At 70.6% G+C, this 11,738-nt stretch carries 10 protein-coding genes and 1 tRNA gene; 2 read left to right on the top strand and 9 right to left on the bottom strand.

The genetic code is table 11. From position 1 onward, the window contains the following. Window positions 1-375 (top strand): response regulator transcription factor (locus tag D1643_RS07735; RefSeq protein WP_236643466.1); only part of this gene is annotated, 375 nt, incomplete at its 5' end. A 36-nt stretch (window positions 376-411) separates the two neighbouring features. Here D1643_RS07735 and D1643_RS07730 read toward each other — a convergent pair. The 6 genes from D1643_RS07730 to D1643_RS07705 form a co-directional block, all read right to left on the bottom strand. Continuing rightward, a complete protein-coding gene (locus D1643_RS07730) occupies window positions 412-1,707 on the bottom strand; it encodes an amidohydrolase (protein WP_160710075.1) in 1,296 nt (431 codons plus the stop codon). A gap of 164 nt (window positions 1,708-1,871) precedes the next feature. Further along, window positions 1,872-1,947: transfer RNA gene (locus D1643_RS07725), tRNA-Ala, on the bottom strand. 132 nt (window positions 1,948-2,079) lie between these two features. Next, a complete protein-coding gene (locus D1643_RS07720) occupies window positions 2,080-2,940 on the bottom strand; it encodes an Mrp/NBP35 family ATP-binding protein (protein ID WP_160710074.1) in 861 nt (286 codons plus the stop codon). 153 nt (window positions 2,941-3,093) lie between these two features. Further along, the gene (locus tag D1643_RS07715) at window positions 3,094-3,393 is read right to left on the bottom strand and encodes a CDP-alcohol phosphatidyltransferase (protein WP_160710073.1); all 300 of its coding nucleotides are present in this window, start codon (window positions 3,391-3,393) and stop codon (window positions 3,094-3,096) included. Window positions 3,394-3,607: 214 nt separating this feature from the next. Continuing rightward, a complete protein-coding gene (locus D1643_RS07710) occupies window positions 3,608-4,513 on the bottom strand; it encodes a homocysteine S-methyltransferase family protein (protein WP_160710072.1) in 906 nt (301 codons plus the stop codon). 97 nt (window positions 4,514-4,610) lie between these two features. After that, window positions 4,611-5,984: a U32 family peptidase gene (locus D1643_RS07705; protein ID WP_160710071.1), complete on the bottom strand. Its 1,374-nt coding sequence runs from the start codon at window positions 5,982-5,984 to the stop codon at window positions 4,611-4,613. 1,069 nt (window positions 5,985-7,053) lie between these two features. Between D1643_RS07705 and D1643_RS07700 the strand changes: the two genes are divergently transcribed. Beyond that, complete coding sequence (locus D1643_RS07700) at window positions 7,054-7,761, top strand: TetR family transcriptional regulator (RefSeq protein WP_160710070.1); 708 nt, start codon at window positions 7,054-7,056, stop codon at window positions 7,759-7,761. Between the two features lie 239 nt (window positions 7,762-8,000). Here the strand turns inward: D1643_RS07700 and D1643_RS07695 are convergent, their stop codons facing one another. From D1643_RS07695 to cysS, 3 genes are all read right to left on the bottom strand, one after another. Further along, window positions 8,001-8,798, bottom strand: a complete 798-nt coding sequence (locus D1643_RS07695) for a hypothetical protein (RefSeq protein ID WP_160710069.1) — start codon at window positions 8,796-8,798, stop codon at window positions 8,001-8,003. Then, on the bottom strand, window positions 8,795-9,550 hold the full coding sequence (locus D1643_RS07690) for an ABC transporter ATP-binding protein (protein WP_201751027.1): 756 nt from the start codon (window positions 9,548-9,550) through the stop codon (window positions 8,795-8,797). The genes D1643_RS07695 and D1643_RS07690 overlap by 4 nt, the downstream gene beginning before the upstream one ends. 553 nt (window positions 9,551-10,103) lie before the next feature. Further along, window positions 10,104-11,609: a cysteine--tRNA ligase gene (gene cysS, locus D1643_RS07685; RefSeq protein WP_160710067.1), complete on the bottom strand. Its 1,506-nt coding sequence runs from the start codon at window positions 11,607-11,609 to the stop codon at window positions 10,104-10,106. Window positions 11,610-11,738: the final 129 nt, after the last annotated feature.

Here is an 11,738-nt window from a genome sequence, read left to right as displayed (position 1 = left end):
GGCGAGGCAGGCGCGAAGGCGCCGGCGGCCCGAGGGGCGGGCGCGCCGCCCGGGGCGGCGGCCGTTGGAGGAGCCTCCTGCGCCCCTGGCGCCGGGATGCCGCCCGGCACGCAGGAGGCGCTGAGCCGGCTGCGCTCGGCAGAGGGCGCCGTGTTCGACGAGCTCCAGCTTTCCGCCCACGAGCGCTGCATCGGCCGCCACGTCATGCGCGGGCTCACCTATCGCGAGATAGCGGGGCGCGTCTACCTGGCCGAGCGCACGGTGAAGTACCACGCGCGAAGCATCTACGCCAAGGCGCGCGTGGGCAACCGCCGGGCCTTCGAGGCCTACGTGAGGGAGGCCGTCAGCCGCCTCCAGGACGAGCGCGGCGCCTGAGGGCGCGGGCCCGCGCCTGGCCGCCGCGCGCCTTCCCTACAGCTCGGCGATGATGCGGCGGGTGCGAGCCGCCACCTCGGCCTTGGCGCGCTCGACATCGATGGTGGGCCACACGCCGTCGCGGTAGACCACCCGGCCGTCGCACATCGTCAGCACCACGTCCGCGCCGTCGCCGGCGAACACCACGTTGTAGTCCGGCGCGGTCATCGGACACCACTGCGGCCCGGTGACGTCGAGCACGCACACGTCGGCGCGCATCCCCTCCTTCACCAGGCCGCAGTCCTCGCGGCCCTGGGACAGCGCGCCCGTGCGCGTGGCGGCCGCCATCACCTGGCGCGGCTCCACCACGGCCGGATCGAGCGCGGCACCCTTGTAGACGAGCCCCATGAGGTACATGTCCTGGAACAGGTTGTGGTTGTTGTTGGACGCCATGCCGTCCGTTCCCAGGCACACCTTGACGCCGGCGTCGAGCATCTGGGGGATGGGGGCGAAGCCGCTCCCCAGCTTGAGGTTGGAGGCAGGACAGTTGGCCACGAACACGCCGCGGTCGCGCAGGATGGCGATGTCGCCCTCGTCCACCCACACGCAGTGAGCGGCGGTCACGGCGCCGTCAAGCACGCCGAGGGAGTCGAAGTAGGCGATGGGGCTCAGGCCGTCATGGCGGCCGCGGCACTCCTCCACCTCGCTCTTGGTCTCCGAGGCATGCAGGTGCACCCGCAGCCCCTTCTCGCGGGCGATGGCCGCCACCTCGGCGCACACCTGGGGGTTGGAGGTGTACTCGGCATGGATGTTGTAGTCGATGCGGATGCGCCCGTCGGCCGAGCCGTGCAGGTCGCGCACGAGCTCCTCGTTGAGCGCGCACTGCGGGTAGTCGGCGAAGGGCTTGGGCTCGAAGGCGAGCAGGCCCTCGCTCAGGTTGGCCTTGAGCCCGGCCTCCGTAACGGCCTGGGCGCGCTCGCGCGTGGCGTAGTACATGTCGGAGAAGCTCACGCCGCCGTAGCGGGCCAGCTCGGCGCAGGCCAGCAGCATGGCCCAGTAGTTGTCCTCGGGGGTGATCTTCGCCTCGAAGGGCCAGCATTTCTGCTCAAGCCACGCCTGGAGCGGCAGGTTCTCCGCGTAGCCGCGCAGAAGCACCATGGGGGCATGCGCGTGGTCGTTGTAGAGAGCGGGCATGAGCAGCTTGCCCGCGCCGTCGTAGGCCTCGCCGTAGGACGCGGCATCGGCGGGCGCGGCGTCGCCCACGTACGCGATGCGGCCGTCCCGCACGCCCACCCAGCGGTCGGGCTGGTAGGCGAAGTCCTCGTCGAGGATGGCGATGTTCTTGAACAGCATGGGCACTCCCCTTCCGTAGCGTGCGCATCGGACGATCCCGACGCCTTCTTCCGCCTTCGCGGTCAGTTATCTATAGGACAAAGTCTAATACTTGCCTACGCTGATGCGTGCGGCGCAGATGAAAAAAGAGGCGGCTGACTTGCGTCAACCGCCTCTCTGATAAGTGGTGGAGCCTAGGGGGATCGAACCCCTGACCTCATGGCTGCCAGCCATGCGCTCTCCCAGCTGAGCTAAGGCCCCGTAAAAGTGCGAGGACTATATTAACAGAAGGAGCGTCGGGCGCAAGAACTTTTTCGAAAAAGTTTTGCGCGCGGCGGCGGGTATCCGAGTCGGGCGCCCACGCCTCCTCCTGGAGCCTCGCGGCACTTGGCCCTAGGCCTCGGCCTTCTCCTTCGTGGTGGCCTCGATCTGGTCGATGATGCCGTCCAGGGCGCCCTCCACGTCGTACTCCTCCACCTTGCCGGCGTCGACGAGGCGCGCGAAGCCCGGATCCATCGGCAGCGTGGCCACCGCGGGGATCTCGTACTTCTCGGCCACAGCCGCGCCCTGAGGCTCGCCGAAGATGTGGTGCTCCTTGCCGCAGTCATCGCACTTGAAGTACGCCATGTTCTCCACCAGGCCGATGACCGGCACCTCGAGGGAGCGGGCCAGGTTGACGGCCTTGCCCACGATCATGGCCACCAGCTCCTGCGGGGCCGACACGGTGACGATGCCGTCGACGGGCAGCGACTGGAACACGGTGAGGAACACGTCGGAGGTTCCCGGAGGCATGTCGACGAACATGTAGTCAACCTCGCCCCAGTTGACCTCCTGCCAGAACTGGCGGATGGCGCCGGACACCACCGGGCCGCGCCAGGCCACCGGCAGGTCGTCCTGCGGGAGCATGAGGTTCACGGACATGACCTCGATGCCGCTCTCGGACACCGACGGGTTGATGCCGTCCTCGTCGGCGGTCAGATGGCCGGTGATGCCGAAGGACTTGGGGATGGACGGGCCGGTGACGTCCGCGTCCAGGATGGCCACCTTGTGGCCGCGCTTGCGCATCTCGGAGGCCAGCAGGCTCGTCACCAGGGACTTGCCCACGCCGCCCTTGCCGGACACGACGCCGATGACGTTCTTGACGGTGGTGCGCTTGTTCGTCTCAAGGGTGCTCGGGCCGGCGCTGGCCTCGCGGTCGCCGCAGCCGGACACGCCGCAGCTGGAGCACTCGTGGCTGCACTCTTCTTCTGCCATGGTTCCTTCTTTCCTGAGCTTCGCCGCGGACTCGTCTTGACATTCCGCGGACTCTGTCGTTTGCCAGCAGGCATCATAGCACAAGGCATGAGAAAGGGGCGGCTCGCCCAGAGCCGCCCCTCGGCTGCTTGGCTATTCAGTTGTGGGGGAAGGCTACTCGGGCTTCTCGGAGGCGAAGAACACGGCCTCGTCGAAAAGACCGCTCACGCTCTTGCCATGGAGGAAGGGGAGGTCGAGGAACTCGCTCAGGGTGGGAACCAGGTCGCTGCAGTCGACGTAGTGACCCTTCTCGTTGAGCTCGGCGGTGTTCTGCACGCGCCAGTAGCGGTCGTTCACATCGGTCAGGTAGTAGGTGGCGCCGTCGACGTCCATGTACACCGAGTGATGGGCGTGCAGGTAGGTCGGCAGCTCATCGTAGGATATCTCCAGCGACTCCGTGGATTTGACTCCCATGACGGTTCCCTTTCCCTAGGAAATATGATGGCTCCATCATACCAAGAAGGGCCCCTGTCAGCGAGCAGAGCGCTCAACAATCTCGCCACGGCGCCGGGCGGGGCGCGGGTGATCGGGGCAGGCGGGCCGGGAGGGCGACCGGGGCAGGCGAGCCGGGAGCGAGCCGGGCGCAGGCGGCGCACGCTAAGCGGGGCGCGGGTGATCGGGGAGCGCGCTAAGCGGGGCGCGGGCCAGCGGCCACGAGGGCCGCGAGGGCGGCAAGGTGGGCGGGGGTGGTGCCGCAGCAGCCGCCGACGATGGCGGCGCCGGCCTCGAGGATGGGGGCCATGGCGGCGGCGAAGTCCTCGGGGCCCACGTCGTAGACGGTCTGGCCGCCCTCGAGGCGCGGCAGGCCGGCATTGGGCTTGACGATGAGCGGGCAGCCGAGCAGCGGGGCCATGGCCGCCGCCAGAGGCGCAGCCTCACGCGGGCCCACGGAGCAGTTGAGGCCCGCGGCGTGAACGCCCCAGCCCGTGAGCGCGCGGGCGGCGTCCTCGGGCGTGACGCCCATCATGGTGCGCCCGCCCGCGCCGAAGGAGAGCGTGACGAACACGGGCAGGTCGGTGACGTCGAGCGCCGCCCGCGCCGCCGCCTCGGCCTCCCCCAGGTCGGTCATGGTCTCCACCACGATGACGTCGGCCCCGGCCGCCTCGGCGGCGCGAGCCTGGGCGGCGAACAGGCCGGAGGCGTCGTCGGGATCGAGGTCGCCCCAAGGCTCGAGCAGCCGGCCGGTCGGCCCCAGGCTTGCGGCCACGTAGCGCGGCTCGGCCGCGCGGGCGCAGGCCACGGCCGCCGCGAACACCTCGTCGACGGAGAGCCCCGCGTCGGGCTTGAGCGCGCTGGCGCCGAAGGTGTTAGCGGTCACCAGCTGGGCGCCGGCCTCCACGTAGGCGCGATGGACGGCGGTGACGGCCTCGGGGGCGGAGAGGCTGAGGCCCTCGGGCGGCTCGCCCGGAGCGAGCAGGCCCGTGCGCTGGAGCATGGTGCCCATGGCGCCGTCCTCGACGAGGGGGGCACGACCCTCTAAGACGAGGGCCAGGTGCTCGTCGGCGACGGTGCGGTGGGAGAGGTCGGTGCTCATGGGGTCTCCTTGGATGATCGAGCGAAACAGCGCGAAGGCGGGCGGAGCGGCGTGCCCAGAGGGGGCCTTCGCCGCCGAGACAGCGGCATGCGGGGCATCAGCCATGGCGAGCGGATCGCCGGAAGACGCGAGCCCGCAGGAACGCGCCGGGCGGCACGGGGTCGGGCGTCGTGATGGCATAGAGCGCACAGGATCGGTTGGCCGCGGCCACAGGCTGCGGCGCAGGGGCCGGATCGTCCTCGTCAGGCTCGGGAAGCCAGGTGAGATCGCGCACCACGAGCGGCCGCACGGGAACGCGCGGCGCGAGAACCTCCAGCTCGTCGCGCTCGGAGAACCGGTTGCGGCACCGCACGGTCATCCGGTAGCGCGGCGCGGTCGCGTCCACGTCCGCCGCACGGCGCGATGGCCCCTCGCACGGTGCGCCGCCCGCAGGCGCGCTCCCGGCAGCGCCCTCGACACGCGACGCGACCCCCTCGCCCTCGCAAGGCTCGCAAGCCACCACGTCGGCAACGTGCATGGTCTGCTGCTCGTAGCCATCGTAGGCGCACGCCTGCTCGGCCTCGGCGAAGTAGAAGCCGGTGCCGTAGGGACGATGGCTCACGGCCAAAAGCTCGTCAGCGACGGCCTCGAACGGCTCGCCGTCGAGCACGCGGCGGTAGGCGCCCACCACGGTGGCCACGTAGAAGGCCTTCTTGTTGCGGCCCTCTATCTTGATGGAGTCCACGCCAGCATCCGCCAGCTCGCGCAGGTGGGCGAGCATATTGAGGTCCTTGGCGTTCATGATGAAGGTGCCGCGGCCGTCCTCCTCGACGGGAAAATGCTCACCGGGGCGCTTCTCCTCCTCCAGCGTGTAGCTCCAGCGGCAGGGCTGGGTGCAGTGGCCCTGGTTGCCGGAGCGGCCCGTGAGGTAGCTGCTGATGAGGCAGCGCCCCGAGACGGCCATGCACATGGCGCCATGGGCGAAGGCCTCGATCTCAAGGTCGGGCGGGGCGTCCTGGCGCAGGCGGGCTATCTCGGCGAGCGACAGCTCGCGGGCGCACACGACCCGCGTGGCGCCCAGGGAATGCCAGACGCGGGCGGCTGCGGCGTTGGCCACCGACGCCTGGGTGCTCACGTGCAGCGCGACGGCCGGCGCGTGCTCGCGCGCGAGGACGGCCGCGCCCAGGTCACCGATGATGAGGGCGTCAGCGCCGGCGTCTTGGACGGCACGCAGGTAGGCGGGCAACGCGTCTAGGTCGTCGGGCATCATGAGGACGTTGCAGGCCACGTGCACGCGCACGCCGGCCTCGTGGGCGACGCGCACGGCCTCGGGCAGCTCGTCCAGGGCGAAGTTGGCAGCCCGAGCACGCATGCCGAAGCGATCGGCGGCCAGGTACACGGCGTCAGCGCCGAAACGGACGGCGGCACGCAGCTGATCCATCCCCCCGGCGGGGGCCAGCAGCTCCATCGGTATGCGGTCGGACGTGGTCATGGGTGCCTATTATAGCGACGACGCGGCGAAAGGCACCGCGCGCAAGGCGCCGAAGGAGCCGGCCGGCCCCTCAGGGGCCCCCACGAAGGCTTCGTGCGAGACGGCACGGCCGCTTCTGCCAAAATCGAGCCCGCGAACCGCAATGACCGCCCGCCGAAAGCTCACCGAGGCTTTCGGGGAGAACGCCCTCTGCGAGCGTGACGAGTGATCGAGGATTCGGAATTGGCGCCCGAAAAGAGCTCGCAACCTTGTTTTTGGCAGAAGCGGCGCGTTGAAAACGCACGGGGGGTCGGCGCGGAGGCGGGCGTGCGGCGCGAGGGGTCGGCGCGGGGGCGGGCGTGCGGTGCGGGAGTCGATGCGGGGGGGGAGTCGGCGCGGGACGGGCGGCCGACGCGACGCGCTTCGCTTTGCCCGCAGGCGCACACGCCCACTCCTGCGCGAGCGTCCCCCTGCGCAAGGGCCCGCTGCCCCAAGCGCCTGCCCGGCAGCCCCCCGCGGGCGCGCGAGCGTCTCCCACGCAGGCACCTGCCCCGCGCGCGCATCCCCTGCGCAGGCGCCTGCCCTCGCAAGCCCCTCCGAGCTCCCCTCGCTGCGCAAGAGCCGCTGCCCCCAAGCGCCCGCCCCCGCGGGCGCGAGGGGCTACCGATGACGTGCAAGCTGCCCGCGTCCGCACAGCCCCCCCCCGCGCGCACGAGCGAGCGTCTCCGGCAATCCGCATGCTGTCCTCGTCCTGGGCGGCGCCCCGCGTGCGTGCGAGCGTCTCCGCTGGAATGTTTCACGTGAAACATTCCACGCCATGCCCCCGCGCGTGCGAGCGTCCTGCCCCCGCGCGCGTGCATGCGAGCGTCTCCATGCCGTTGCCGCGGGCGACCTCCACGCACTCCGCCCCCCCGTGCGAGCGTCCCCATCGGAGGTGCCATTAGGTGTGACCCTTTGGCTCAGGCGCCCCCTCGCGTGCGAGCGCCCCTCCCCGCAAGCCCCCCCTTCCGCAATCGGGTCAACGGACTATGATAGGCTCGGTGCTGACCTGCCGGTCAACGCCGCCCTCCCCCGACCCCGAGGAGCCTCCATGAACCGAAGCGACCACCCCGCCGCACCCACGCCCGGCACCGCACCCGCGCCCGCGTCCGACGTCACGCCCGCGTCCGGAGCGCCCGCGTCCGCCCCGCGTCGCGGCGACTTCGACGCGCTGCCGCCCGAGCGGCAGGAGGCCATCATGCGCGCGTCACTCGAGGGGTTCGGGCGTCACGACTACAAGAGCGCCCGCACCGCCGACATCGCACGGCGCGCCGGCATGTCAAAGGGGCTGCTGTTCTTCTACTTCCGCGATAAGCGGTCGCTCTACCTGCGTACCCTGGACTACCTGACCGACCGCTTCATCGAGCTGGTGGTAGACGAGGACTTCTACGCCATCGACGACTTCTTCGACCTGATGCTCTACGCCGGCGAGCAGAAGGTGGCCAGCCTGAGCCGCTGGCCATGGGCGCTCGAGTTCGCGGTGCGGGCCTTCTACGCTGACCACCGTGACATCCGCCAGGCCGCGGCCCAGTGGACGAACCACCAGGTCGACGTCATGTTCGACCGGTTCTTCAAGAACGTGGACTTCAGCCGCTTCCGCGACGACGTGGATCCGCGCGAGGTGCTCGACATGCTCATCATGCTGGGCGACGGCTACCTGCACCAGCGCCTCTCCAGCCGCGAGCCCATCGACCTGGACGCGCTCATGGACGCGTACCGCCGCTGGTGCGAGATCCTGCGTGGGTGGGCGTACCGCTAGGCCTCGGCTTTTCGCCGCCAATCTGCAAATTCGAACGGTTTTGCACCCTGCCGTGCGGCAAAAGCCCCCAAGATGCCGGCACACGCAGGCGCGTCCAGGGGTTTTGCGGCCGCGGCGGCTGAATCAGCGGCAAAGAAGAGCGCTGCGGAGTGCAAAACCGTCCGAATTTGCGCGGCAAGCTCAATTTTCCGAGGCGCGGCGTCTCGCCAAGGTGCTGCGGGCGGCACCGGCCGCAGGCGCTACAGGCTGAAGTCGCGGCGGGCGAAGGAGACGACGGCCAGGGCGTCAAGCGCCGCCGCGGCTGCGGCGAGCAGGGCGGATCCGACCAAGGCCCCCGCGTCCCCCGCCGCCAGGCCGTAGGGATCGAACAGCGCGAAGGGCGACAGGTCGGCCGCCCAGGCGAGCCCCTCCCCCACCGTGCCGATGAGCCCCACGAGGAAGAACAGCACGCAGGCGCCGGCGCCCACCCCCAGGCCGAGGCCGGGGCGCTGGAAGGCGCAGGCCGACGCGAGGCAGACCGCCGACGCGAACAGGCCGAGGGCGAGCAGTCCCGCATTGACGCGAGCCAGGCCGGCATGGTCGAGCTCGCCGGGGAACAGCGCCTCGCAGCTGATGACCTCGCCCGCCCAGCAGAGCCCCACCAGGAGGGCGACGGCGGCCGCCTCCGCCGCGACAAGCGTGAGGGCAAGTGCCGTCCGCGAGCGCGGAGCGGCCAGCAGCCACGCGAGCGAGCCATCCCTCTCGGGCCCCACCACCAGGCGCTGCGCCAGGTAGACGGCCAGGATGACCAGCACGATGGTCAGCAGGAAGCCGTAGAGATAGTTGACGAGGAAGTCGAGCAGCGTGGCGGCAGCGTTGGCCATGTTGAAGGCCGCGAAGAGCTCGGGCATGGCCTCCTGCATGAGCGCCAGGCTCTCGCTGACGGCCGGGTCGTAGAGGTAGGCGACGGAGGCGACGTACATGACGGCGACGGCCGCAAGGGCTGCGAGCACCGGGGCGACGCCGCGCAGGCTGCGCGCGAGGAGGGCGGGGATCATCGGGGGCCTCCCTTCTCCGGCGAGGCGGGCTCGGCGGGCGCCTCCCAGTGGCGGTCGAGGGCGTCGGCGCCGTAGAGGCGCTCGAGCGTGGCGTCCAGCGTGAGGTCGGCGGCGGGCGTCTCCGACGACAGGCGGCCGCGGCGGATGAACACCGCGCGGTCGCAGATACCCTCCACCTCGCCGAGGACGTGGGATGACAGCAGCACCGTGGCGCCGCGCTCCCGCTCGGCCCGCACCAGCTCGACGAAGCGGCGCTGCATGAGCAGGTCGAGGCCGCTCGTGGGCTCGTCGAGCAGCAGCACGTCGGGCGCGCCCATGAAGGCGGCCACGATGCCGAGCTTCTGCCGGTTGCCCTTGGAAAGCGAGCGGATGCGAGCGCGTGGATCAAGCTCGAAGAAGGCCGTGAGCTCGTCGCGGCGGCGCCGGTCGGACGCGCCGCGCAGGGCCGCCATGAAATCGAGGAAGGCCGCGCCAGTCAGGTCGGCGGGGCATGCCAGCTCGCCGGGCAGATACCCCACGCGCCCCTGGATGGCGGCGTGGCGGGCGAAGCAGTCCAGGCCGCCGATGGACACGCTGCCCGCATCGGGCCGCACGAAGCCCATGAACAGCCGCATCGTGACGGACTTGCCAGCGCCGTTGGCCCCGAGGAAGCCGACGACCTCGCCGCGGCCCACCGCAAGCGACAGGTCGAACACGCCTCGGCCGCCGCCATAGTCCTTGGTGACGCCACGCAGCTCGATGACCGGATCCATCGCATCCTCCCTCCCGTGGCGCCCCGTTAGCGCCCTCGCCATGAGACGATACGCCATTGACCCGATTGTGGAAGGGGCCTTCTCGCCGCCCTGGGAAGAAACGCGCTGCCTTCGCGGCGTAACGTGGCAAAAACCGGCGACCTGACGACAAGCCTGCGGAGCAGACGATGTCCCGTTGACCCGATTGCGGAAGAGGTCGTTTCGCACGGCCCCACGGACAAAATGGTCAAAAAAGCCGACCTGACGACATCCGCGCGAGAGACGCCGCCCAGCCCTCGCGAAACGCGCCTGGTCACACGCGAACCCGATCCCCACCGCTCCGCCGCATGGCGAGAAACGCGCGGGATCGCCCCTCCCCCGTCGTCAAGTCGGCCTTTTTGACCATTTTGCACCGCAGTTTCGCACAGGCGGAGCAGAGGTGAACGCGGATAGCACGCGCGGGGCGCCCGCAACACGCGGGGCCCCGCCGCCGAAGCAGCGGGGCCCCGCGAAAGAGCCTGCCCGCGACCGCAGGCCGCGCGAACCCGCGCAGGGCCCGGGCTGAGGCCCGGCGCTATCCCGCGTAGGTCACGCGGGCACCCTGGGGGGTGTCCTCGATGGTGAAGCCGAGGGCGGTCAGGCCGTCGCGCACGCCGTCGGCCACGGCCCAGTCCTTCTCCTTGCGAGCGCGGGCGCGCGCCTCGAGCAGCGCCTCCACCGCCTCCATGGCATCGGCGCCGCCGTACCCGGCGATGTCGGCCGCCAGCTCGATCACCTCGGGCGGATAGGCCGCGCCCCCGCCCTGCTCGTCGGCGAGCGCAACGCCCAGCACGGCCAGCAGCTCCACGACGGCGTCGCGCGCGACCATCGCGGCTTGCGCATCCGCCACCGAGAGCGATTTGTCCGCCACCGCAGCGTTTACCTCGCCCACCAGCGTGAACACGGCGCCCAGAGCCGCCGGCGCGTTGAAGTCGTCGTCCATGGCCTGAGCGAATGCCTCGCGCGCGGCCGACACCTGCGCGCCCAGAGCCGCGGCGTCCACCACGTCCGGCGCGCCGTCCTCGGCGGCGCCCGCCAGCCAATCCACGTTCTTGACCGCGTTCTCGATGCGCGTGAGCGCGGCGTCGGCCTCGGCCAGGCGCTCCTCGGAGAAGTCGAGCGGGCTGCGGTAGTGGGTCTGCAGCATGAGCATGCGCAGGGCTGCCGGGCGCGTGGTGTCGAGCACCTCATGGAGCAGCATGAAGTTACCGAGCGACTTCGACATCTTCTCGGCGTTCACCTGCAGCATCCCCGAGTGCATCCAGTGGTTGGCGAAGGTGCAGCCGCACGCGGCCTCGGACTGGGCGCGCTCGTTCTCGTGATGGGGAAAGGCCAGGTCAGAACCGCCACCGTGGATGTCGAAGGGCAGCCCCAGGTACTTGTGCGACATGGCCGAGCACTCGATGTGCCACCCCGGGCGCCCCTGCCCCCAGGGGCTCTCCCACGAGGGCTCGCCAGGCTTGGCGGCCTTCCAGAGGGCGAAGTCGAGAGGGTCGCGCTTGCGGTCCTCCAGGCCCTGGCCGTCGGCGCGCAGCTCGCGGTGGCCGCCCTCCATCTCGTCGATGTTGCGGCCGGAGAGCTCGCCGTAGCCCTCGTAGGAGCGCACGGCGAAGTACACGTCGCCGTCCACCTCGTAGGCGTGGCCGCCGTCGATGAGCGTCTGCACCAGCTCGATCATGGCGGGAATCTCCTCGGTGGCCTTGGGGCGCACGTCGGGGTCCTGCACGCCGGCCGCGTGCATATCGGCGATGAACGCCTCAGTGTACTGGGCGGCCACCTCAGCGGCAGAACGGCCCTCCTCGTTGGCGCGCTTGATGATCTTGTCGTCCACGTCGGTGACGTTCTGGACGAAGGTCACGTCGAAGCCACGCCACGTCAGGTAGCGGCGGATCATGTCGAAGGAGATGAAGGTGCGCGCGTTGCCGATGTGGATGCGGTTGTAGACGGTGGGGCCGCACACGTACATGGACACCTTCCCCTCATGGAGGGGCGTGAAGTCCACCTTGCGGCGCAGCTTGGTGTCGTAGAGCCTGATGGTCATGGGATGCTCCTTGCCGTAGTCGCGAATGCATGCGATTGTAGCGCATCCCGCAGGCCGCGGGGGCGACGGCGGCCGCGTCGCATGCGGCTCGCGGCACGGCGCGGCGCGGCGATGCCCGGGCGGGCGGCG

The sequence above is a fragment of the Enterorhabdus sp. P55 genome (assembly GCF_009911695.1).
Lineage (GTDB): Bacteria > Actinomycetota > Coriobacteriia > Coriobacteriales > Eggerthellaceae > Enterorhabdus.
Note: the sequence above shows the minus strand (reverse complement) of the source record. Positions and strands in the feature narration are given on the sequence as shown.